This is a genomic window from Vibrio barjaei, assembly GCF_001639065.2.
Classification (GTDB): domain Bacteria; phylum Pseudomonadota; class Gammaproteobacteria; order Enterobacterales; family Vibrionaceae; genus Vibrio; species Vibrio barjaei.
In genome coordinates this window covers 1-23,714 of the sequence record NZ_LQXO02000035.1, presented here as the reverse complement: position 1 = coordinate 23,714, position 23,714 = coordinate 1, and the positions used below count along the sequence as shown (strand labels likewise).

Below are 23,714 nucleotides of genomic sequence, written 5' to 3'. Positions count from 1 at the left end.
ATTAATCAATTTTAGGTGCAACATATCGCTCTAGAGCAAACGTTTACTGATGAAAATAGCTTAGAATCCACGTCGAAATATACTCGCAAGAAAATCAAATTCTTCTTTGCTACCAGTAATATCTAACGCCTCAAACCACATGAGTTCACTGTAATGCTCGCCCTTCAATAACATTCGGCAGCCTTCAAAATCCACCAGCCACGTGTGAATATCCGCATCCCATTGTTTCTCAACTACAGTGGCAGATAACTGAGCGACTAAAGAACTGGCGATAGTATCAAAACTGTCAAAATCAAAGCTTGGTGTAACAAGCACCAACTTCCCTTCCGCTTCGATATAATCTCGCAAACCAAAATCAGCCATGTTGAGTCAAATGCTCCTGTATTAGATCAAGGAAAGGGTCAGCATACTTCTCTAACTTACGTTCACCAACGCCGTTCACCGCCAGCATTTCACCGTAAGACGTGGGCAGTATTTCTGCCATATCAATCAGGGTTGCATCACTGAAGACGACGTAAGGAGGTAAACCATCTTCGTCGGCAATCGATTTACGTAGCTTACGCAGTTTAGCAAACAGCTTCTTATCGTAGTGCTTAGAAGCAAGTTTGTCGGATTTGGCACTTCGTGCAGCCGTATCCAATCGAGGCACTGCCAACTCTAGGCTGTTTTCCCCACGTAACAGAGGACGAGCCTCTTCGGTCAGCTGCAATGTCGAGTTTCGGGTGATATTTTGGCTCAACAAACCTTTGTGTATGAGCTGCCTAAATATGCTCACCCAGTAATCATGGCTATGATCACGTCCAATGCCATAAGTCGTCAGCTTGTCGTGCCCATGTTCACGAATACGAATGTTCGACATACCACGCAACACTTCAACCACATAGCTAATACCAAAGCTCTGATTGACTCGATAGACACAAGACAGCGCTTTTTGCGCTTCTTGCGTCGCATCAAAATGTTTCGGGGGGTCGAGACATATATCACAGTTGCCGCATGGCTTCTCACTATACTCACCGAAATAATTCAGCAACACTTGGCGTCGGCAAGTCTGCGCTTCAGCAAACGCGTTCATAGCGTTGAGCTTATGACTTTCGACCTGCTTTTGCGGACCTTCTTCTTTTTCATCCAGCATTCGACGCAACCAGCCAATATCAGCAGGGTCATAGAGCATCATGGCTTCTGCTGGCAATCCATCACGCCCCGCTCGCCCGGTTTCTTGGTAGTAAGACTCAATATTACGGGGAATATCAAAATGCGCGACGAAACGTACATTGGGTTTGTTAATCCCCATCCCAAAGGCGACTGTCGCAACAACCACTTGAATATCATCACGTTGAAACGCGTCTTGGACATAGGCTCTTTCATCCATATCCATGCCAGCATGATAGCCTGCAGCGCGTACATGGTTGGCGCACAGCTTCTCGGTCAACATCTCGACTTTCTTACGACTGCCGCAATAGATGATACCGCTGCCTCCTTTATTCTCCCCCAAGAAGCGCACTATCTGAGAAACTGGCTTATGTTTCTCCACTAGCGTATAGCGGATATTAGGACGGTCAAAACTGCCAAGATATTCATGGGGATTATTGAGATTAAGACGGTGGATAATGTCTTTACGAGTTGCATCATCTGCGGTGGCAGTCAGCGCCACCATAGGAACAAAAGGAAACCACTCCTTTAATCGACCCAAGGCTGCATATTCTGGCCTAAAGTCATGTCCCCACTGGGAAATACAGTGCGCTTCATCGACCGCTATCATCGACAACTCAAGATGCTCTAGACGCTCGATAAAGTCGTGCATTAACACTCGTTCTGGCGATACGTAAATCAGCTTCAGTTGACCGTTATTCATACGGCGGTAGATATCAATCAAGGTTTCTTTAGATTGGGTTGAGTTAATGCACTCAGCAGCAACGCCATCGGCCTTTAACTGATCCACCTGGTCTTTCATTAGTGAAATAAGTGGAGAGATCACCAGCGTAATACCACCGCGAACTAAGGCCGGAATCTGATAACACAGAGACTTACCACCACCCGTGGGCATAATGACCAGACCATCATTGCCTTCAATGGCGCTATCGATAACTTCCCGCTGTCCGGGACGAAATTCTTGATAGCCAAACACCGATTCCAAAACAGACTGTGAACTTGGTTGAGATTCAGATTGTTCAGCAAGTAACACAGCGGTCATGCAATATCCCGAGAAAATGGTAGGTCGAAAACGCTACATTGTAGAGATGTTCCTATGGGAAAGAAACTCATAATCATAGCCAACACTAATAAAAAACGTCCGCCAAACGCCCAATAATTAGTCCAATGGATGACAACACGTTATACTGAAGACCTTTCCTCCCTTTATGGCCTTCATGGCCCGCTCTTGAGAAAATTTGCATGTCACTAGAAGAACAACAAAAAGCCAAACAAGGCGTACTATTAGCGATCGGTGCCTATACCATGTGGGGTATTGCCCCTATTTACTTCAAAGCGCTGTCTGAAGTATCACCGCTAGAGATTTTAAGTCACCGTGTTATTTGGTCGTTCTTTTTATTGACTGCACTACTGCACTTTGGCCGTCGTTGGCGCAGTGTGAGAGACGTATTTCGTTCTAAAAAGAAGATGGGCTATTTGATCACGACCGCTTTACTCGTCGGTGTGAACTGGCTGATTTTTATTTGGGCGGTAAATGCAAACCACATGCTTGATGCTAGCCTTGGTTATTACATCAATCCATTGATTAATGTAATTCTAGGGATGTTGTTCTTAGGAGAGCGACTAAGAAAGCTACAGTGGTTTGCGGTTGCTCTGGCAACCATCGGAGTACTAATCCAACTCATTGCCTTTGGCTCGGTACCTATTGTTGCCCTTGCACTAGCGATGAGCTTTGGTTTGTATGGTTTATTAAGAAAGAAGGTCAGTTTGGATGCACAGACGGGACTGTTTATCGAGACCTTAGTCATGCTGCCAGCCGCCGCAATTTACGTGCTGTTCATTGCCAGTACTCCAACCTCAAACATGTTGGCGAATCCAGCCACACTGAACATACTGTTGATTTCTGCTGGTATTGTAACCACACTGCCTTTGTTATGTTTCACAGGTGCGGCGACACGTCTAAAGCTATCAACACTCGGCTTTTTCCAGTACATCGGTCCTAGTTTGATGTTCTTGTTAGCCGTGTTGATTTACGGTGAAGCGTTCACTCTAGACAAGGCACTGACGTTCGGCTTTATTTGGGGTGCACTGGTCGTGTTCAGTTTTGATGGCATTAAAACCAGCCGAACCAACAAAAGAACTAACGCTCAGTAATCCTATAAGGTGGCCGTTTTTTACAAGACGCCTTATGTCTCTGAACGATAAACTGACACCATTGGATTGATATTAGGAGGTTATTTTGCAGCAGATTAGTTACCTGTCTTCGCCAATCCCTGATATCAATTTAATCAGTGGTTACTACAAAGAGTTTGCGTTTCAGAAACACTATCATCTCGATTATCATTTTGGCTTGATCGTCAATGGTCAACAGCAATTTCATTTAAAAGGCCAAAGCTATACTAGTGGGCCCGGAGACTTGGTATTGATGCCACCGGATGAATTGCACGATGGCCAAGCTCGCTTTGATGAAGGCTATGAAGTCAAAGTGCTTGCTGTATCGCCACACTGGTTATCACAACTCAAACCCAGCAACCACCAAGGCCAATTGGGCTTTCACAGTCCAATTGTTCAAGAGCCAATGCTGTTTCGTGCCTTACTTAACACCCACTTAGCGTTGAGTGATGAAAACATCAGCGCTCTCGCGCATGATTGTTTACCGCATGAAAGCTTTGAGCAACTGCTTAATAGGCACGCTAAGCCTATTTGTGCTTATGCACAACCTATTGGTACTAAACAGCTAACGCAAGTTCGTGACTATGTGATGAGTCATCTTGACCAACCAATCCGTTTGGAGCAGTTGGCTAAATTGTGCGACCTCAGTGAAAGGCAATTCCAGCGCCTTTTTAAACAAGCGACGGGCATGTCTCCACATGCTTGGTTAACTCGCCTTCGCTTGGAAAAAAGTATGGCGTTAGTTAAAGCTGGTCAGCCTTCCGCTCAAGTTGCATTGCAAACTGGCTTTTATGACCAAGCACACTTTAGTAAGGCTTTTCGTAGCGTCTACGGCATTTCACCTTCCCATATCAACTAACAAGCTATATCCAACATGAACGAAATCACAATCCTGATGACACTGGCAACAGTTCATTTCATTGCCCTCATGAGTCCTGGGCCCGACTTTGCTTTAGTGGTACAAAATGCCACGCGGTTTGGTCGTCAGACTGGCTTCTACATCGCTTTAGGCTTGTCATTTGGCATCTTATTGCATTCCATTTTAAGTTTAACTGGTGTGAGCTATGTCGTTCACCAACACCCAACACTGTTTGCCGTGGTCCAAATCGCCGGTGGTAGTTATCTGCTTTATCTGGGAATCGGAGCATTACGCTCTGTTGTTTCTCGCTGGGGGTTGCGCCACCAGCCGGCGGAGTTAGCTAATGATCCGAGTTTATTGCTGTCGAGTCGACGACAAGCTTTCTCTCGAGGCTTTACAACCAATATCCTCAACCCTAAAGCCTTGGTGTTTTTTATTAGTTTAATGTCGACATTGGTGCCATCTTCCATGTCGGTTCCAGGTAAGTTGATGGCGTTAGCCATTCTATGGTCTTTATCTCTTGCGTGGTTCTCGTTTTTAGCTTGGGCACTTTCGACAAAACGTATGCAACGTAAGTTAGGATCCGCCTCAATCTACATTGATGCTTTGTGTGGACTGCTCTTTTCTGGTATTGGTTTGACGATCTTATTGCAGGTTCTACTGTCGCTGTAAGAGTAACTTACTCCATTCGACACTCTTCGTGTAAGAGATCTCTCACAAAGCGGTAGGTCATTATCGCTTTGTGCTCCAAGACTTAGACCAAGATTAATCATAAGTCATTGATTTACTTTGATTGTCGATTTTTCTCATTGATAAGATGCGGGACTTTTTCGCCTCAACGCGATTGTTCTAAAGCGAGTATCGTTTAATATTAACCATGTCGGAAGGATTCTGACACGGAACAGGAAACGCTCAGGGATTTGGGCATCTTCAGGAAGAAGATACGGTTATTCAGGATGAATGGTCGGCATGGAAAGCGAATTGGACATTGAATGGACGCAATAGTAACTAGGATGGTTACTACTAAGGAAAGACAATGGACACCTCTGGATGAGGCAAGGACTTAACATCAGGAAGATGTCAGGGACACCGCTCAGGGATCAAGTGAAGTGCGCTAACGAGGATTGTTAGCAGGTCAGGATAAGACCAATGGACACCGCTAGGAAGGCGACGAAAGGAATACGCTGAAGGAATACAGCACACTATCAAGGATTAGATGCATGGAGCACCTATAGTAGCCGGATTGCTGCGAGTAAGACCATAACCCCGCAGGGCGTAAGCCCTCGGGGTTTTTCTTTATCTGTATCTGTATCTGTATCTGTATCTGTATCCCAGATTAGAACTGAACTCGTAAAACACGAATAAAAAAAGCAGCCTGAGCTGCTTTTTTAGTATTTGGATCATGGGAAACCTAAAGCTGTTCAAGCTTCGCGTATTGCGTAACCAACCACTTAATCCCTTCGCCATTAAAGGCTACTTGAACTCGACTTTGCGGCCCACTACCTTCAAAGTTAATAATCGTTCCTTCACCGAATTTCGGGTGCTTCACTCTCGCTCCCAAATTAAATCCGGTTTCATTGAAGTTGTTCTTCACCTCAGTTTGACTAAATCGCCCCGAGCTTGTTGGTCTGCTGACCTGTGCTTTCATCCGTACTTCTTGCAGACATGTTTCCGGCAGTTCGCGAATAAATCGCGATGGCTTGTGGTATTTATCTTGACCGTACAGACGACGCATTTCTGCATAGGTTATAAAGAGTTTTTCCATCGCACGCGTCATGCCTACGTAACACAAGCGGCGCTCTTCCTCTAACCTGCCCGCTTCTTCTGCTGACATCTGACTAGGGAACATGCCTTCCTCTACCCCAACCATAAATACCATTGGGAACTCTAACCCTTTAGCACTATGGAGCGTCATCAATTGTACTGCATCATCAAACTCATCTGCCTGACCTTCACCCGCTTCGAGGGCGGCGTGGGTTAGGAATGCGGTCAGCAATGTCATATCTTCAGCCTCTTCCGGCTTTTCGAACTGACGAGTTGCTGTGACCAGTTCCTCCAAGTTTTCAATACGTGCCTTGGATTTCTCACCTTTTTCCTGCTCATACATCAAGAACAAACCTGAGGTTTTGATAACATGGTCGGTCTGCTCATGTAGTGCCGATTCAAAGGTATCGTCTTCTAATGCATTAATAAGTTCGATGAAACGCGATAACGCTCCTGCTGCGCGCCCAGCAAACACCTTCTCTTCCAGCAATGCATTACTCGCTTCCCATAATGTCGCACCGCGATCTCGCGCAGCAAAACGAATGGTATCCAGCGTTTTATCACCAAGGCCACGAGTTGGGGTATTTACGATGCGTTCAAACGCAGCATCGTCATTGCGGTTGGCAATCAACCGTAAGTAACCAAGTGCATCTTTGATTTCTTGACGCTCGAAGAATCGCATACCACCGTAGATTCGATACGGCAGTTGAGCTTGAATAAGCGCTTCTTCTAAAACTCGAGACTGAGCGTTATTTCGATAGAGCATGGCGCAGTCCGTTAGGCTACCACCTGTCTCCTGCCATTCTTTGATTTTATTGACCGCAAAGCGCGCTTCATCTAACTCATTATAAGCAGAGTAAACTGAAATTTTTTCGCCTTCATTACCATCTGTCCAAAGCTCCTTACCCATACGCTCGGTGTTATTGGCGATCAGTTCGTTGGCAGCTTCAAGAATGGTCTTGGTTGAGCGATAGTTCTGCTCGAGACGAATGGTTGTCGCGCCCAAATATTCATCGAGGAATTTTTGGATGTTCTCAACTTTAGCGCCGCGCCACCCATAAATAGACTGGTCATCATCACCGACAATCATCACCTTACAATCAGGGCCCGTCATCATTCGTAGCCAAGCATACTGAATGTTGTTGGTGTCTTGGAACTCATCCACCAGAATATGTTTAAAGCGAGCTTGATAGTGCTCGCGAACAAACTTGTTGTCACGCAGCAGCTCATGAGCGCGCAGCAAGATTTCGGCAAAATCCACCAGCCCTGCTCGGTCGCACGCTTCTTGATAGGCGGTGTAGATTTGCAAATAGGTCTTCGTTACAGGATCTTGATAGCAATCAATGTGCTGAGGCCTTAAACCTTCATCTTTTTTACCATTGATCCACCACGCAGCCTGACGTGCAGGCCATTGTTTTTCATCTAGATTCTGCGCTTTTATCAATCGCTTCAGTAAGCGTTGCTGATCATCAGAGTCTAGAATTTGAAAGTCCTCTGGCAGTTTAGCATCAAGATAATGAGCGCGCAGTATGCGATGGCAAATGCCATGGAAAGTGCCATTCCACATCCCTGACGAACTGCCCATCATCAACTCTTCGATTCGCCCTCTCATCTCCGCAGCAGCTTTATTGGTAAACGTCACTGACATAATGGAAAACGGAGAGGCATTTTCCACCGACATTAACCAAGCGATACGATGCACAAGTACACGAGTTTTGCCACTACCAGCACCAGCTAGCACCAACATATGCTCTAAAGGAGCTGCAACAGCTTCACGTTGTTTGTCATTAAGGCCGTCGAGAAGAAGAGATGGGTCCATGATACTTAGCTACTGGTTATTTATACATATCGATTGATTATAACTCAAACAGTGTTCTGGTTTCAGAAAAATATCAGTTTTTTTATTTTGATTTAAATTCTTTAAAATCAAGTAAATAAAATAATATTTAACACTTTTTTAAATATTTTGTGAATAAATTGAAAGATTTTCGAAGCCCTTCCTATCCTATTGAATAAGCAAGTCGCAACTAAGCGCTTGTGAAAAGAAACCACAAGGATCAAGTCTCGAGGAAGTTACTATGAAAACTACAAATCTAGCTATCACTGCTGCAGTTACCGGTCTAATCGCTCTGGGTGGCACTATGCTTACTGCCGCTCCAGCTCATGCTGCGGAAAAAGAGAAATGCTACGGTGTATCAAAGGCAGGTAAAAATGACTGTGCTACAAAAACAAGCTCATGTGCTGGTACAGCCAAAGAAGATAATCAAAAAGACGCGTTTGTCGTGGTACCAAAAGGGCTATGTGGCAAGCTTACAGGTGGTAGTACTGAATCTGCATAGAAAGCCTCCAAAGCCGAAAGCAATACTGCTTGCAGCTTAGCTTATTTGTAACTTTGTTTGTTCATCCATTTTCAAGTTACAAGCTACACGAAGGGGCGTTATCGAACGCCCTTTCACTTTTCTACAGCTTACTCACAATACACAACAGATCAGGGAGATCACAATGGATCGAAGTCAGGCATTTCAATTAGTCGGTGTGGGTTTACGTACACCTCACCTCGACTACTTCGAACACAACGCTAATCAAGTTGGTTGGCTAGAGATTCATAGTGAGAATTACTTCCAAACAAACAGTGCGGAGTATCAGCAGTTACTGGCCATTCGAGAACAGGTAGAGATCAGCTGTCATGGTATTGGCTTGTCACTCGGCTCTACCAGTAAAGTCAGCCAATCGCATTTACTGTCACTCCAACAATTAATCCGTGAAATCCAGCCGTTCGTTGTTTCCGACCATCTAAGTTGGAGTGAGCATGGTGGTCACTATTTCAATGACCTATTACCTCTGCCTTACACTGAAGAAGCACTGCAACTTTTTTGTCGTAATGTGCAGCAAGTTCAAGACGCCATTCAACGCCCACTGTTAATAGAGAATCCGTCTAGTTATCTTCGTTTCAATCATTCGACGATTCCCGAGTGGGAGTTTCTGGCAGAAGTACAGCGGCAAACAGATTGTCGTTTATTGCTCGATCTAAACAATGTACACGTATCCTGCTTCAACCATCAATACGATACTAATCAGTATTTGGCGGCTATTGACCCTTCCACTGTCGACGAAATTCATCTAGCCGGATTTACTCGTAAGCAATTAGAGCAAGGAGAGATTTGGATTGATACACACAGTGCTCGTGTATCTGATGAGGTTTGGCAGCTCTATGAAGACTGGAATCGCGTTAATACACCAGTTCCAACCTTGATCGAGTGGGATTTAGACATCCCCGCTCCACCAGTGCTATTAGAAGAAGCCAATAAAGCCATAGACATCTTACTTGAAGCCCCCTCTTCTCAAACGCTAAGGAGTGCATAACAATGATGCTTAACGAGCTCCAACAGCGATTCAGTCAGGCATTACGCTATCAAAGCACCGGAGAGGACTGTGACATTTTGTCCGATCATTTTTCCGCGATTGATCGCATCCAAATCTACCGAAATAACTTTGTTGTTAGTTTATCTGAGGTACTAGCAGCTTGCTATCCGATAACACGCCAGCTGGTTGGCGATGAGTGTTTTGATTCGATGGCAAAGCACCATATTACCCAACATCCTCCACTTTCCGGTAATGTTATGACTTATGGAGCCGGGTTTGCTGACTCTGTGAGCCAACTTGAAAACATCACGCTTGCTGTGCCATATCTGCTGGATGTGATGTCGATTGAATGGTCATTAGACGAACTACAAAGAGCAGAAGACGTTCCCTTAAACCAAGGTCTGGAACCTGTCACCAATTTGACTTCCGTTCCAGAAAGCCAACACTCAGACTTGGTGTTTCATGTGAAACCTTCTAGTCACTTAATACACTCAGATTATGCCATCGGTAGTCTTTTCCACGCCGTGAAAGACAACGAATTCGATCATCTAGACATTAACAAAGCCGAAACGCTACTCATGGTTAAACGAGGTTCTGCTCAACCAACTCTACACATTCTGAATAATCAACTTCAACAGCTATGGGTCGAGATAAGCGACGGCAATCCACTAAGAAAAATTAATCCTGCTCTACTATCTGAACTACCAAACTTGCTTACTTTGGATATTGTAGCCGGGTTCACTCTATTCAACGAAAGCAATCCAAGGAGTATGGTATGAATACGAAAGTAACACACTGGCTCACGACTTATGACAACCTTATCGACGCGCTACAACGCGGCTTTGTTCCCTTACTATTAGTATTTTGTCGGCTTTGGGTATCATGGGTATTTTTTAATTCGGGGCTCACCAAGATTGCTTCCTGGGACAGTACTCTCTACTTGTTTGAGTATGAGTATCACGTCCCTCTTATTCCTTGGGAGCTGGCGGCTTATATGGGAACAGCGGCAGAATTGGTATTGCCTGTCTTTATGGTTCTCGGTTTGTTCACCCGTCCCATGGCAGCAATATTGTTTGTGTTTAATATCATTGCGGTTGTTTCTTACCCACTACTTTGGGAAAAGGGCTTTTATGATCATCAACTATGGGGGTTAATGATATTGATCGTCGTCGTTTGGGGACCGGGATCAATATCTACAGATAGACTTATCCGTTCTAAATTTAATTAGCATTAATGAGAATAGAAAAAATAACCCCGCTTATTTAAGCGGGGTTATTTGGGAATGTGATTTATTTATTCGCCAGAAACTCTTTAAGCTCTTCTGGGGAAATACCTTGGTCAGCAAGTTCTTTCGCTAATAGCTGAACTTGTTCACCTTTGCGAGATTCGATGACTCTCTGAAATTGATAGACGATATCACGCAACATGTGGATTGGCACTTGTTTAGCCGCGCTGCGGATTCGCTCTTCACTCTGATTGCCTAACTCATTAAGCAATTTACCAAACATGATTTTTTCTGGAGACTCTTCCATCTGCTCGAGAATGCGAGCCATTTCGTAAGTTGTCAAAGACATTACTGCGTTTATCCAGTTAATAATTAATACGGTGTGTATATTGCTAAATATACACCTGTTTCTTTAATTGGAAAACAAAATCGTTTTTTAATTAGCCGATTTTTACAGTTTGATGCCATCCTTTACCTACTTTAGAACTCAAGATAAATAATGCAGGCAACACTAACCACATATGCATTGCGATCATATACGGCGCATCAAGACCCGCTCTTTGCATCGTTCCCACAAGTAATCCAGAGCCACTCATTTGAAATAGACCCAACAATGCAGCGGCTGTACCCGCTTTATCTCCAAATGGTGCCAACGCTTTACCTGCGGAAGCTCCTAGAATCAACGCAAAGCCAATTGACGACATAATCACTGGAAGCATAAACGATGCTGGCGTTGCAAACCGTGCACCCCACGCCATTAACCCACCGGCAACTAATAGTGTGGTAATACCTAATTGTAGTGTTTTGTGAGTACCGATTTTATCCATAATCTTAGGCGCTAGCATGCATGCCGCAATGTTAAAGACCGCATTCAGACCAAACCAGTAGGTAAACTCATTCATCGTTAGTCCCATCTTGTCCATCAGAACCACTGGGGCTGAGGTGACATAAGCTAAGATAACACCCATGGCTAATAAGCATAACGACGCATGGAAAACGAACGTCGGAGTTCGCAGTACATCGATGTAGCGCGACAGCGCAAAGTACTGCTGTCCTTCTTGTTTAGGGTTGGTTTCCCGCATGTTGAATAGCACTAGCGCACCAACGAACAACGCGAAGCCGGCCATAAAGCTAAAGTTAGCACGCCAACCATATTGTTGGGTTAGATAACTCCCCAAGATCGGTGCTAACGCAGGAATGAAGCAGATAGCGCCATTAAGATAACTGATCACCTTGCCGCTTTTCTCTGGCCCATACATGTCGCGAACGGTTGCAAAGGCTGCCACAGATGTCGCGCACGCACCTAAGCCTTGCAGCAACCTAGCAGCAAGCATCCAATCAATTGATTGAGCCGCCCACGCCAAGCAAGCACTCAATCCATAGATAGCTATACCGCCGAGAGCAACCGTTCGACGTCCAAGTTTATCCGCAAGGGGACCTGCAAACACTTGTCCTACACCCATAGCAAATAGAAACCACGTAATCGTATCTTGCGCTAACGTATGCTCTACATCGAAAGCAGTAGAGATTTGTGTTAGCGCTGGAAGATAAATATCGATAGCTAGTGGACTAAAGAATACCAACATAACTAACGCTGCGATTTGGATTTTTGACGGTGCCGTTTGCAAGGTGTTTGCCTCTTACAGATAAGATAACTTTAGATTGTTTGCGCAGAGTTTAGTCTTGTTATGATATGAACAGAAATGGTTTATACTCATTAGCATTATTCCCAATAGGAATGTCTTAACATGAATCTCGAAAAGCTGAGCCGAATTGATCTTAACTTATTGTTGTGTCTGAATGTGTTGCTTGAAGAATGTAACGTGACTCGCGCTGCGAACCGCTTATGCCTAAGTCAATCGGCCGTAAGTAAATCACTTGCCAAACTCAGAGCGCTTTTCGGCGACCCATTATTTACTCGCCATGCGCATGGTCTGTTGCCTACCCCACGGGCATTGCAGCTCAAACCTAAGCTCGAAGTTCTAGTGACTCACATGCAATCGATAACTGAACCACCCGAGTTCTCGCCTACTACCAGTGAATATCGATTCCATATTGCGGCGGTAGAAAGCGTTTATCCGCTTATTATGCCGCACTTCTTGCCAGCTATTTTTGGACAAGGACCAAACCTCAGCATCAGCACCCACTCTTGGACTGAGATGACGTTTGAGAGAATGCAAAAAGGTGAACTTGATTTAGGGATTACAGGTAAAGACATCGATATTAGAGATGCAGTTCGAACCATGTATCCACCTGATGATATCCAAGAACTCGAAGTGTATCGTGACAACCAAATGTGTTTGGTCCGCGCAAATCATCCTGTGTTATCTAAGCCTTGGAATTTAGAAACCTACTTATCGCTGCGCCATGTACAAGTTCGTTGTGATGGTAGTGATCGATGGTTATTAGACTACAAACTCTCAGATATGGGCAGAGAGCGAGATATCGCCATCACCGTTCCTGACTTTAATAATGCCGCAGCACTTTGCAGTTACACCGACTTCGTCTTCACCGCGCCTCGCCACTTTGTACACTTAGTCGCGGAGCAGATGGGGTTAACCGTGCTTCCTTTGCCGTTAGAATTTCCTCCGATGGCGTACACACTATTTTGGCATAAGGACAGAAACCGCGATCCAGCGTTAACTTGGCTGATTGATATTATCCGTCAGAAGACATTGCACCTAAGATAACCCGTTTGACCTGTAGCATCGGATTGCGATTGTTGGAACCTTATTTCGCAGTCATCGGAATCGATTGTATATACGCGACAAAAGCGCTAGGTTATAGGGCAAATACTACCAGGTGACTTGTTTCGCCATGATGAAGGAATAACAGATGCAGGAACAAATTTCTCGCCGAGTTGAGCTGGTTCAAGCTTGGCTCGTTGCAAATGATCTTGATGCGTTTATCGTCGCACACGAAGACGAGTACTTGGGCGAGTATGTACCCGCTCATAATGAGCGTCTACATTGGCTAACGCAGTTTACTGGTTCAGCAGGCGCTGCTGTTGTAACTCGCGACAATGCGGCCATTTTTGTCGATGGCCGATATACGGTGCAAGTAAGAAAGCAAGTACCTGATGGTATTTTTGAATACTGCCACCTCATTGAGCAGCCACCGATTAAATGGGTAACCGAAACACTTCCTGTAGGTTCTCGTATTGGTATTGACCCACGTATGCATCGTGGCAGCTGGTATCAAGGTGCCTTAGTTCAATTAGGCGGTAAGTTCGAACTGGTCGCAACAGAACAAAACCCAATAGACATTAATTGGATCGATCGCCCAGAACCTCAGCTAAGCCAAGTTCGTTTAATGTCTATCGAAAAAGTCGGACAAAGTAGTCAAGACAAGCGTACAGCTCTAGGACAATCACTAGCGGCTTCTGACGCTGATGCCGCTATCATTACTGAGTTAGATTCGATTTGCTGGCTTCTGAACGTACGCGGACTTGATGTGTCTCGTCTACCAGTATTACTAGCCCATGCTATCCTCTACTCCGATGGCTCAACAAAGTTCTTTATTGATGAGTCACGAATTGACGACCGTGCGGCATTCGACGCTCACGTGGGCAACGGTGTTGAAGTATGTAGCCCTAGCGATTTAGAGCAAGTACTTGAAGCGCTATCTGGTAAAAAAGTCACCTTAGACCCAGCAACCAGTAATGCTTGGTTCCAACTAAAGCTTGAGGCTTTCGGAGCTAAACAGTTACAGCTTGCCGACCCGTGTCTGATGCCAAAAGCAGCTAAAAATGATGTGGAGATAGCAGGAATGAAAGCTTGTCACATCCGCGATGGTGCGGCGATAGTTAAGTTCCTCTCTTGGTTGGATAAAGAAGTGGCTAGCGGAAATCTCTATGATGAAGCTATTCTCTCCGATAAGCTAGAGTCATTCCGTCGTCTCGATACCTCACTCGTCGACCTTAGCTTTGACACGATTTCCGCCTCTGCAGGAAATGCCGCGATGTGTCACTACAACCATGAAAACCAAGAAGTCCCTGGTGCGATTATTAAGGATACGCTATATCTGGTTGACTCAGGCGGCCAGTATCTTGATGGTACTACCGATATCACAAGAACAATCGCTATTGGTTCGCCTTCAGAAGAAATGAAGCGCCAGTTTACATTGGTATTGAAAGGTCATATTGCTCTCGCATCCGCTCTATTTCCTAACGGGACTTGCGGTCACCAATTGGATGTTTTGGCACGTCAGCATTTGTGGGCAAATGGTTTTGACTATGACCACGGCACTGGCCATGGTGTTGGCCATTTCTTAAGTGTTCATGAAGGACCACAACGTATTGCTAAAGCAGTAAACAACACATCACTCGTTGCCGGTATGGTTCTGTCAAATGAACCTGGGTACTATCGCGCTGATGAGTTTGGCATCCGCATTGAGAATTTGGAACTGGTTGTCGAGAAATCGACACAAGGTGATACTAGCATGCTTGGTTTTGATTCGTTGACTCGATGCCCTATCGATAAGCGAAACATCGTTAGCTCGTTGTTAACGAATGAAGAAATCAACTGGCTGGATTCATATCACGGTAAAGTGTTTGATGAGGTAGCACCACTCGTTGAAGGGGAAGCGCTTGATTGGTTAGAACAAGCCTGCGCACCGCTTGTTCACTAATTTACATGAGAGATGAAAAAGGAGCTGTTCACCAGCTCCTTTTTTGTTTCACGTGAAACACTCGATAAGCTACGACGGTTTAGCCAGAATAGGATGGGTGCCAATCTTTCCAAACCGGCTCCATTCCAACCTGCTTAACAGATTCCGCAACTAGTTGAGCGCTACGTTCGTCACTAATAGCAAACTGCTCGAGCTCTTCTTCTTCGTTGGCGTAGCCGCCAGGCTGAGTTTTTGATGCGGCACTGATACTAGTGATTCCTAATGGATAAACATGGTCTCGAAAAGTTGGAGATTCACGTGTCGATAGCGAAAGCTCAACTTCGTTGTTAAATAATCGATAGGAGCATATTAGTTGAACTAACTGCTTATCCGTCATCACAGATTTTGGTTGCAATGCCCCTTCGCAAGGTCTTAGCCTTGGAAAAGAGATTGAGTAACGAGACTTCCAATATCGATTTTCCAAATATTGTAAGTGTGCCGCTACAAAAAAGCAGTCCGTGCGCCACTCTTCTAAGCCGATTAACGAGCCAATGCCTATCTTATCGATACCCGCTTTCGCTAATCTATCAGGTGTATCTAACCGGTAATCAAAATCCATCTTGTTGCCGCGCAAATGATGCTCGGCATAGGTTCTGCGATTATAGGTTTCTTGATACACCATAACCGCATCCAAACCACTATGCTTTAGCTCAGCATACTCATTTTGGTCCAAAGGTTGAACTTCCATTGCTAGGTAGCTGAAGTGCTTTTTGATTGCTGGAAGAACTTGCTTGAAATACTTCATCCCTACTTTGTTTTCATGCTCTCCCGTTACCAATAGAATATTGTCAAATCCCATAGATTTAATCACATTGCATTCAGCATTGATTTCATCTTCAGAGAGTGTCTTGCGCTTAATGCGATTTTCCATTGAGAAGCCGCAATAGGTACAAGCATTGGCACAGAGATTAGACAGGTACAATGGAATGTACATCGACATGGTATGCCCAAAACGTTTGCGCGTGAGAGCAAAAGAACGCTGCGCTAATTGCTCTAGGTACGGTTCTGCTGCCGGAGAGATTAACGCCTTAAAGTCTTCAAGGTCTAACTTTTTTTTACTTAAAGCGCGCTGAACGTCTCTTTCTGTTTTGGAGTAGATTGATAGACGAACGTCGTCCCAGTCGTACTTAGCGTGTTCCTCAACAAAACTCATTGTTTCACCTTTATCTATCAAACTCACATTGAATCAAGAAAAGCTGTTAGCGGGCTGGATGCTACCGCATGGTTTACTGTTCCGGCTAGCCCACTTTCATAAGCCAGACGCCCAGCTTCAACCGCGAACTTAAATGCACGAGCCATTTGAACTGGATCTGCCGCCGCCGCAATCGCTGTATTCACCAACACAGCGTCTGCGCCCATTTCCATTGCCAACGCAGCATGAGAAGGCGCGCCGATTCCGGCATCAACGACCACTGGTACGTTAGCCTGCTCGATTATAATTTCTAAGAAATCACGACTTACCAAACCTTTGTTACTACCAATAGGCGCTCCCAAAGGCATCACCGCAGCACAACCCACTTCTTCTAGATGCTTGCATAACGTAGGATCTGAGTGGCAGTAAGGAAGCACAACAAACCCATCTTTTACTAACTGCTCCGCCGCCTTCAAGGTCTCAATAGGATCTGGTAGCAAGTATTTTGGGTCTGGATGAATTTCAAGTTTCAGCCAATTTGTGCCTAAAGCTTCGCGCGCTAAGTGCGCAGCAAAGACGGCATCTTTTGCATTCTTCGCCCCAGATGTATTAGGTAATAGGTTTACGTTATTAGCAATAAGTGGACTAAGAATGTCGTCATCTTGTTGGTTTAGGTCAACACGTTTAAGTGCCATGGTTGCCAACTCTGACTGACTTTCAGCAATAGCTGCAATCATAAGTGACTTATCGGCGAACTTTCCCGTTCCAGTAAACAAACGTGAGTTAAAGGTCTTTCCGGCGATAGTGAGCATATTAGCCTCCTGCGATAGCTTGGAAAATATTGATGGACATGTTGGATTTGACTGTGAAATCTGACCATTTGGCTCTTGGTATAATTTCATCGTCTACTGCTACCGCACAGCCTTGCGTTTCAATATCTAGCTCTTTGAATACGCTAATGAGGTTAAGCTCGTGAGAGGTTTCTTTCGGTGCGTTATTTACGGTAAATTGGATCATTTTTGATTCCTGTTGTTATCTTCGAATCACGGCAAACTGAACACGTCTCATCACGAGAAATCTTGAGGGACTGCCACTGTCCAGTTAAGCCATCAAACAGCTTCAACTCTGGGTGACTGCTATTAGCTAAATCTGTAATAACCTTTAGTGCCTCTAATGCTTGATAGACGCCCATCATCCCTACTACCGGTCCCATTACACTCGACTCTGAACATTTCATTGCCGTGTCGAGTTCTTCGAATGGATAGAGGCAGTGATAACAAGGTGTGGCTAGTTTAGAGAATTGAAATACCGACAATTGACCGCTCCAACCTATCGCGGCGGCAGTCACTAGAGCTTTGCGATTCTCAACACAGGCTTTGTTTATTGCCTGCCGAGTTTTTATATTGTCAGTGCAGTCAATCACAACATCTGCCAAGGACACCTCGAGCGCTAACTGGCTACCGTGCAAACGACGCTTAATGGTCCTAACATTAATGTCTGGGTTTTGTGCCTTGAGAAAATCAGCCAGAGTTTTTACTTTGGATTGCCCAACCTCATTTGAACGATAGGTAATTTGTCTCGGTAAGTTCGACAGCTCGATATCATCATCATCAGCGATAACGATTCTTCCTACTCCCGCTCCAGCTAAATACATGCTTGCTGCTGTTCCTAATCCACCGCAGCCAACAATTAGTACATGACTTTCACAAATCGCCGCTTGGCCGTTTTCACCGACATTGGGCAAGCTCAACTGCCTTAGATATTGTTGAAACTGTTTATCGGAGACCATCACGCTCTCCTGCCATTATTAGTGAGAACTCATCGATAACGTGCTGAGTATCAGCCGCTAATGTTAAAGCTCTCACTACCGCTAGGCTGGTAACACCACAATCCCAAACAGGTTTAGCGGTTTGCAGATCAATACCGCCAATAGCAACTGTTGGGTAACCAAGCTTCTCTCCATATTGAATAGAGTCGATCAATTGCTGATACAGAGCGAGTCGTACCAATCCCTGAGGTCTTGATGGCATGACTTTAGTCGTTGTCGGAAAGATGTGACCTAATGCGATGTAGCTGGGATGAATTTGGACCACACGAAGCAGTTCATAATAACCATGGGTAGAAAGACCAAGCGCGATATTATTAGATGCTAACAAGGTAAGGTCTGCAGTCTCGATATCTTCTTGACCTAGGTGTACACCAAAGGCGCCATACTCAATAGCCAATTGCCAGTAGTCATTGATAAATACTTGCGCGTCATACTGCTCACCCAATTGAATGGCTTTCTGAATCTGCTGAGCAAGATTAGGGTAATCAGGGTCTTTGATTCTTAATTGAATCGTTTTTATACCTTGTTTCAGTAAGCGCTCAATCCACTCTACGTTATCAACAACCGGGTACAGCCCCAGACTGCTTTTAGATAACGTGGGAAATACGGATGTGGCCGCTCTCACTGCCCATCCCACTTTAATAGCTAGATGAGAGTTTTCTATCACCGGAGTGAAGAACTGCTCCCTTGTTGATGGCCATGTTTCACGTGAAACACTTCCAGCTCTAGCCAACATAACAGCATCTTCAAGAGGAAAATCCAACACAATAGAGACAATAAACCAAGCTAAGTGCTCTTGAGCATCAGCTAACGATAGCGCTCCCGATGACGCCTTAATCACCTCTTCACGACAAGACCATATATCCTTGCGTTCAAACTCCGAATGAACATCAATATAAACGTCTCCAAGCGTCATTGACTGCATCACCTTGGGGAAATCGCTTTCTACAAAACCATGGTGATAGTGAAGTCGATAGTCCGCCTCATTATTCATTTGCACTGATAGCAGATCAGAACTGATGATTTGGCGACGTTCAGAGTCATCAATGTGAATAACATCCGAATCTTTGACTTCTGATATCTGAATATCGTCGATATCAAAGCCTACACTCTGCGCTAACGACAGAACATGACGAACGCGTTCAATAAGATCTTGATGATTAGATGGGATTAAAAGTGTCAACGGAAGCTCCTTCGCTTACTCTTCAGTTACGGCTGGATGATAGAGTTCGGCGCCCGTAGCTCTGAACTCTTTAGATTTTTGACGCATACCTTCCAATGGATCATCAATCAATTTGATGTCGATGCTCTCAGCCCCTTGCTGCTCTTTGGCGTATTCTCGAACTTCTTGAGATATTTTCATTGAGCAGAATTTAGGTCCGCACATAGAACAAAAGTGAGCGACTTTTCCGGACTCCTGAGGGAGGGTCTCATCGTGAAATTGACGCGCGGTATCAGGGTCTAATGACAAGTTAAACTGGTCTTCCCAACGGAACTCAAAACGAGCCTTTGACAAAGCGTTGTCCCGAATTTGTGCACCAGGATGCCCTTTAGCTAAGTCGGCAGCGTGAGCGGCGAGCTTATAGGTGATAAGCCCAGTTTTTACATCGTCTTTGTTTGGTAGACCGAGGTGTTCTTTTGGAGTGACATAGCACAGCATAGCGCACCCGTACCAGCCAATCATAGCCGCACCAATACCTGACGTAATGTGGTCATATCCTGGTGCAATATCTGTTGTGAGTGGACCCAACGTGTAGAATGGTGCTTCGTGACAATGCTCCAGTTGCTCTTCCATATTCTCTTTGATCATATGCATTGGAACATGGCCTGGACCTTCAATAATTACTTGTACATCGTGTTCCCAAGCAATTTTAGTGAGTTTCCCAAGTGTGCGTAGTTCGGCAAACTGAGCTTCATCATTGGCATCAGCAATAGAGCCAGGGCGTAGGCCATCTCCTAAGGAAAGAGCCACGTCATAGCGTGCACATATCTCACAGATTTCTTTGAAGTTGGTATAGAGGAAACTCTCCTCGTGGTGGGCAAGACACCACTTAGCAATAATGGATCCGCCGCGAGATACGATTCCAGTAACACGTTTAGCAGTCATCGGAATATGACTCAGAAGTAAGCCAGCATGTATAGTAAAGTAGTCAACGCCCTGCTCTGCTTGCTCGATAAGCGTATCACGCATAACTTCCCAAGTAAGATTTTCAGCAACCCCATTCACCTTTTCTAAGGCTTGATACATAGGAACCGTACCAATTGGCACTGGGCTATTTCTTAATATCCACTCTCTGGTTTCGTGGATATTACGGCCCGTCGACAAATCCATTACCGTATCGGCGCCCCAACGAGTGCCCCAAACAAGTTTTTCTACTTCTTCTTCAATCGATGAAGTTACTGATGAATTGCCAATATTGGCATTAACCTTCACCAAGAAATTGCGTCCAATGATCATTGGCTCTGACTCGGGGTGGTTAATATTGGAAGGAATGATCGCGCGCCCTTCAGCTACCTCTTTTCGAACGAATTCTGGCGTAATCTCTTTAGGTAGATTAGCACCAAAGTGTTGACCCGGATGCTGCTGGGTGAGCATTTCATCATTGAGTTTTTGACGTCCCATATTCTCGCGTATCGCGATGTATTCCATTTCAGGGGTAATGATGCCTTTCCTAGCATAATGGAGCTGAGTAACACATACGCCCTCTACACCCCGTCGAATACGGGGAAGCTGACCATAGCGAAGCTCGTCAAGCGTCTCATCCTCAAGTCTCTCTTTGGCAAATTCAGAGCTCACACCGGCTAATACTTCCGTATCAGAACGTTCATCAATCCATTGTTCTCTTAACTTTGGTAGGCCTGAATAGAGGTCAATATGGTGGTTTGGATCGGTATAAACACCGGACGTGTCATAGACATGAATAGGTTCGTTGGGAACATAGATAGGGTTATCTTGACTGCCTCCAATTAGGCTATCGGCCAACGATATCTCACGCATAGGGACTTGTAAGTCACTGCGGCTACCTTGAATATAGGTCTTCTGAGAGTTTGGATAGGGAGTCACCGATAGCGTATCGATGAAGTTTTTTGCTTCCAGTCTACTTTGCTTACGTGTCGACATAGCATTTCCTTATATATCATATAGTTATAAAAGATAAATGCTTGACGGATGTGTGAGTACAAGAGGTATCAACCACAATAGCTTGCGCTATTTGATAAATAAAAGAGGGAGGGTTTCCATTTTATTTCTCCTGTTCCCTTCGCTGGTACTAACCAGATCAGGTTCAACGGATCCCGAATTAACGGTCTCAGCCCTAAGGCACTCCGACAAGTATTGAAGCGATTATAGAATAATTAGTTCCGATTTTTCAACCAAACTATGTATCTTTTTGTTTAACTTTTGATCAGTAACTGAAACCCTATCCAACATGCCGAGATACTTAGAACCACATTGAGTAGAACATTGAGCCCCATTTTCAGAAATGCTCCCTGTTGCATCAAGAGTACATTGTCCATGGAAAACGTAGAGAATGTCGTTAAAGCGCCAAGAAACCCAAGACCTATTATTTGACGCCATGGCTCTGGGGCCAGGATCTCAGTCTCAAAAGCAGCTATGAGTAACCCCATGATAAACGAACCAACTACGTTAACGGTAAGTGTCCCATAAGGAAACCCACGACCAAAAAGTACAATACATAGTTCTGAAACTAAGTAGCGTGAGCATGCACCAAAAGCACCACCTATCGCTATAAAACCTAAAACTGCAAACTGACCCATCATCGAGTACCTAAAAATAAAATGCCTATAGAGCTAATAGTATACGAACACTTGATGATTTCGACAGAAGTCAGCGAAAATTATGTTTTCATAAGACACAGATAGTCTATCGTTAGTGGTCAAAATTTAAAACGTTACAGGAGTCACTTTTAGCTAACTTTGACGTATCCCATTAGTCCTGTCTTCATATGTTCAATAACATGGCAGTGATACATCCAACTTCCAGGGTTATCTGCAACAAATGCAACTTTTGCTCTGCCGTTTTTTCCAAGTAACACAGTGTCGGTATGAAATGGCTCGACCTCTTGGCCATCCAGTTCAAGCACTGTAAAAGTGTGACCGTGTAGATGAATAGGATGGTGATACTGCGTGACATTTCTGAGATCGAAAATATAAGTACGGCCCAACTCCAACTCTGCAATAGGATCTGGAATTTTAACTTTACTCATTCCTTCCCAGGCTCGTTTGTTCATTAACCAGAAATTAGGTATAGCCTTGCCATCTTTACTTGCTGGAGTAACAGCCCCTTCCCACTCGAAGACAAAGTCCTTGGTGATGGCATTCGATAGGTCAGGCTTTGGAATTGGGTTTAATGGTAAGGATGGTATCTTTTGTTCCTTAGCAACGCTCTCACCTTTGACTGAGAAAGTACAAAGAGGAAATGGAAAATCACCCTTTAGGTGGCGAACATAAACTGTAGAACCATCTTGCTTAGGGGCAACTATGGCCAAATCAAGACGCATACCTGGGCCCATTTTATGGTTGGTAAGCTTATACGGAGTGGATATTGGGTTTCCATCGATAGCAATCACCCAAGCCGTCGCTCCTTCTACTGCAAGTTTATAAGTTAAGGTATTATCAACATTTATCACACGCGCTCTAATAAGCCCGTTAGGACGAACTTTGTAATTAGGTTCATTGGTACCATTAACTGTTCCCCACTCACCAGGAGTGCCCATACGTGCGCTATAACGGGGAATCATTAGCTGCTTCCAATTGCCTTGTTTGTCTACATGCCAGTTTTTTAACACTAACTCCATGTCATGATCGAATTCTAAAGGCTTGTTCTCTTCAACAATAAGCGCTCCAACCAATCCCTTGCCGAGCTGAACTACGCTATTCATATGAGGGTGATACCAAAAGGTTCCGGCATCTGGCGGCGTAAATTCATAGATAAAGGTTTCATTAGGCATTATCGGGGGCTGACTTAGGAAAGGTACGCCATCCATCTCGATAGGTATTCGAAGTCCGTGCCAGTGAATCGTCGTGGGTTCATCTAGGTTGTTGGTGAAACGAATTACTACCTTCTGTCCTTGCTTGCAGCGAATTGTAGGTGCAGGAATCTGGCCGTTAAAGCCTAAGACCTCAGTTTGATATCCTGGAACAAGTTCTGCAGTCGTAGGTTGCGCCATCAGTTCATAAATGATGCGATCATGTGACTCAGACACTTTTGTTAGTGAACACCCCGGAATAGCGGCAATAGCAGAAAATGATAATGAGTTTTTTAAGAAAGTACGGCGAGATAGATTCATTCTAATAGTCCTTTTTTGATCTATTAGATAATGATTCTCAATTACTTGCAATTAACTTAACTGATAGATGTGGATGTAGACTTGAATAGCTATATGAAAACTATGACAACCGTGAGACTGCAGCGACTAGAGGTAAAAACCCGTTTAAGTCGATAAAAACGGTACTAGGAAAGGGAATTACTAAACTCTAGATAATAAAAAACCCGACGCTTTCGCATCGGGTTTTCTAATAAGTGGCGGAGTGG

At 44.6% G+C, this 23,714-nt stretch carries 22 protein-coding genes and 1 riboswitch; of the genes, 9 read left to right on the top strand and 13 right to left on the bottom strand.

The genetic code is table 11. The features are described 5' to 3' along the window. Positions 1-60: 60 nt before the first annotated feature. Both AWH66_RS17360 and recQ read right to left on the bottom strand, forming a co-directional pair. Positions 61-363 carry a DUF3630 family protein gene (locus AWH66_RS17360; protein WP_063605237.1) on the bottom strand — a complete coding sequence of 101 codons (303 nt, stop codon included), beginning with the start codon at positions 361-363 and terminating at the stop codon, positions 61-63. Further along, positions 356-2,191: an ATP-dependent DNA helicase RecQ gene (gene recQ / locus AWH66_RS17355; protein WP_063605236.1), complete on the bottom strand. Its 1,836-nt coding sequence runs from the start codon at positions 2,189-2,191 to the stop codon at positions 356-358. The genes AWH66_RS17360 and recQ overlap by 8 nt, the downstream gene beginning before the upstream one ends. A gap of 200 nt (positions 2,192-2,391) precedes the next feature. On the opposite strand from recQ, the gene rarD reads away from it, so the two are divergent. The 3 genes from rarD (at position 2,392) to AWH66_RS17340 (ending at position 4,852) form a co-directional block, all read left to right on the top strand. Beyond that, the gene (gene rarD, locus AWH66_RS17350; RefSeq protein ID WP_063605235.1) at positions 2,392-3,303 is read left to right on the top strand and encodes an EamA family transporter RarD; all 912 of its coding nucleotides are present in this window, start codon (positions 2,392-2,394) and stop codon (positions 3,301-3,303) included. Between the two features lie 85 nt (positions 3,304-3,388). Beyond that, on the top strand, positions 3,389-4,180 hold the full coding sequence (locus AWH66_RS17345; protein ID WP_063605234.1) for an AraC family transcriptional regulator: 792 nt from the start codon (positions 3,389-3,391) through the stop codon (positions 4,178-4,180). A 15-nt stretch (positions 4,181-4,195) separates the two neighbouring features. Next, positions 4,196-4,852 carry a LysE family translocator gene (locus AWH66_RS17340; RefSeq protein WP_063605233.1) on the top strand — a complete coding sequence of 219 codons (657 nt, stop codon included), beginning with the start codon at positions 4,196-4,198 and terminating at the stop codon, positions 4,850-4,852. 739 nt (positions 4,853-5,591) lie between these two features. Here AWH66_RS17340 and uvrD read toward each other — a convergent pair. Next, on the bottom strand, positions 5,592-7,766 hold the full coding sequence (uvrD, locus tag AWH66_RS17335) for a DNA helicase II (RefSeq protein ID WP_143081530.1): 2,175 nt from the start codon (positions 7,764-7,766) through the stop codon (positions 5,592-5,594). Positions 7,767-8,022: 256 nt separating this feature from the next. Here uvrD and AWH66_RS17330 point away from each other — a divergent pair, with 256 nt between their 5' ends. From AWH66_RS17330 to AWH66_RS17315, 4 genes are all read left to right on the top strand, one after another. Then, complete coding sequence (locus AWH66_RS17330; RefSeq protein ID WP_006074592.1) at positions 8,023-8,283, top strand: BufA1 family periplasmic bufferin-type metallophore; 261 nt, start codon at positions 8,023-8,025, stop codon at positions 8,281-8,283. Between the two features lie 163 nt (positions 8,284-8,446). Further along, positions 8,447-9,307 carry an MNIO family bufferin maturase gene (bufB, locus tag AWH66_RS17325; protein WP_063605231.1) on the top strand — a complete coding sequence of 287 codons (861 nt, stop codon included), beginning with the start codon at positions 8,447-8,449 and terminating at the stop codon, positions 9,305-9,307. A 2-nt stretch (positions 9,308-9,309) separates the two neighbouring features. Then, positions 9,310-10,086 carry an HvfC/BufC N-terminal domain-containing protein gene (locus tag AWH66_RS17320; protein ID WP_083400064.1) on the top strand — a complete coding sequence of 259 codons (777 nt, stop codon included), beginning with the start codon at positions 9,310-9,312 and terminating at the stop codon, positions 10,084-10,086. Further along, positions 10,083-10,535, top strand: a complete 453-nt coding sequence (locus tag AWH66_RS17315; RefSeq protein ID WP_063605229.1) for a DoxX family protein — start codon at positions 10,083-10,085, stop codon at positions 10,533-10,535. The genes AWH66_RS17320 and AWH66_RS17315 overlap by 4 nt, the downstream gene beginning before the upstream one ends. A gap of 61 nt (positions 10,536-10,596) precedes the next feature. Here the strand turns inward: AWH66_RS17315 and tsrA are convergent, their stop codons facing one another. Beyond that, the gene (tsrA, locus tag AWH66_RS17310; protein WP_063605228.1) at positions 10,597-10,881 is read right to left on the bottom strand and encodes an H-NS-like global regulator TsrA; all 285 of its coding nucleotides are present in this window, start codon (positions 10,879-10,881) and stop codon (positions 10,597-10,599) included. 91 nt (positions 10,882-10,972) lie between these two features. Next, positions 10,973-12,118 carry a multidrug effflux MFS transporter gene (locus AWH66_RS17305; protein ID WP_063605244.1) on the bottom strand — a complete coding sequence of 382 codons (1,146 nt, stop codon included), beginning with the start codon at positions 12,116-12,118 and terminating at the stop codon, positions 10,973-10,975. Positions 12,119-12,280: 162 nt separating this feature from the next. On the opposite strand from AWH66_RS17305, the gene AWH66_RS17300 reads away from it, so the two are divergent. Then, a complete protein-coding gene (locus AWH66_RS17300) occupies positions 12,281-13,222 on the top strand; it encodes a LysR family transcriptional regulator (protein WP_063605227.1) in 942 nt (313 codons plus the stop codon). Positions 13,223-13,367: 145 nt separating this feature from the next. Further along, positions 13,368-15,161 (top strand): aminopeptidase P family protein, encoded by a 1,794-nt coding sequence (locus AWH66_RS17295; RefSeq protein ID WP_063605226.1) that lies wholly within the window; start codon positions 13,368-13,370, stop codon positions 15,159-15,161. Positions 15,162-15,240: 79 nt separating this feature from the next. Here AWH66_RS17295 and thiH read toward each other — a convergent pair whose 3' ends face one another. The 8 genes from thiH to AWH66_RS17255 all read right to left on the bottom strand — a co-directional run bounded on the left by thiH (position 15,241) and on the right by AWH66_RS17255 (position 23,469). Next, positions 15,241-16,353, bottom strand: a complete 1,113-nt coding sequence (gene thiH / locus AWH66_RS17290) for a 2-iminoacetate synthase ThiH (RefSeq protein ID WP_063605225.1) — start codon at positions 16,351-16,353, stop codon at positions 15,241-15,243. A 23-nt stretch (positions 16,354-16,376) separates the two neighbouring features. Beyond that, positions 16,377-17,144 carry a thiazole synthase gene (locus AWH66_RS17285; RefSeq protein WP_063605224.1) on the bottom strand — a complete coding sequence of 256 codons (768 nt, stop codon included), beginning with the start codon at positions 17,142-17,144 and terminating at the stop codon, positions 16,377-16,379. A 1-nt stretch (position 17,145) separates the two neighbouring features. Next, complete coding sequence (thiS, locus tag AWH66_RS17280; protein ID WP_038224394.1) at positions 17,146-17,349, bottom strand: sulfur carrier protein ThiS; 204 nt, start codon at positions 17,347-17,349, stop codon at positions 17,146-17,148. Then, positions 17,327-18,121 (bottom strand): HesA/MoeB/ThiF family protein, encoded by a 795-nt coding sequence (locus tag AWH66_RS17275; protein ID WP_063605223.1) that lies wholly within the window; start codon positions 18,119-18,121, stop codon positions 17,327-17,329. The genes thiS and AWH66_RS17275 overlap by 23 nt, the downstream gene beginning before the upstream one ends. Next, entirely contained in the window at positions 18,108-19,343 is a 1,236-nt protein-coding gene (locus AWH66_RS17270; protein ID WP_063605222.1) for a thiamine phosphate synthase, read from the bottom strand. Before AWH66_RS17270 ends, AWH66_RS17275 begins: the two co-directional genes overlap by 14 nt. Positions 19,344-19,358: 15 nt before the next feature. After that, positions 19,359-21,281 (bottom strand): phosphomethylpyrimidine synthase ThiC, encoded by a 1,923-nt coding sequence (thiC, locus tag AWH66_RS17265; protein WP_063605221.1) that lies wholly within the window; start codon positions 21,279-21,281, stop codon positions 19,359-19,361. A gap of 117 nt (positions 21,282-21,398) precedes the next feature. Continuing rightward, positions 21,399-21,497: riboswitch (TPP riboswitch) on the bottom strand. A 56-nt stretch (positions 21,498-21,553) separates the two neighbouring features. After that, positions 21,554-21,937, bottom strand: a complete 384-nt coding sequence (crcB, locus tag AWH66_RS17260; protein ID WP_063605220.1) for a fluoride efflux transporter CrcB — start codon at positions 21,935-21,937, stop codon at positions 21,554-21,556. Between the two features lie 149 nt (positions 21,938-22,086). Further along, entirely contained in the window at positions 22,087-23,469 is a 1,383-nt protein-coding gene (locus tag AWH66_RS17255) for a multicopper oxidase family protein (RefSeq protein WP_063605219.1), read from the bottom strand. Between the last annotated feature and the right edge of the window lie 245 nt (positions 23,470-23,714).